Source organism: Bacillus cereus group sp. N24 (assembly GCF_016483345.1).
Taxonomy (GTDB): domain Bacteria; phylum Bacillota; class Bacilli; order Bacillales; family Bacillaceae_G; genus Bacillus_A; species Bacillus_A toyonensis.
This window is the reverse complement of record NZ_JAEHCA010000185.1, coordinates 1-201: the sequence shown is the minus strand read 5'-3', so window position 1 is coordinate 201 and position 201 is coordinate 1. Positions and strand designations below refer to the sequence as shown.

The following is a 201-nucleotide window of genomic DNA, read 5'->3' as shown; positions in this document are numbered from 1 at the left end:
CAGAAGTGCAAGAACTTCCGAAAACAAATTCTTACATTGGAATGGATGTGGGACTAAAAGATTTCGCCATTTTGTCAAATGGAACAACCTATAAAAATCCGAAGTTTTTTCGATCATTAGAAGAGAAGTTGGCAAAAGCACAGCGTATTCTTTCTAGAAGAATGAAAGGATCTTCTCGATGGAATAAACAACGAGTAAAAG

At 35.8% G+C, this 201-nt stretch carries 1 protein-coding gene; it reads left to right on the top strand.

Annotated elements, in window-relative coordinates; translation table 11 throughout:
- Positions 1-201, top strand: a 201-nt coding sequence (locus tag JDS95_RS32345) for a transposase (RefSeq protein WP_199691081.1), incomplete at both ends; no start/stop codon positions are given.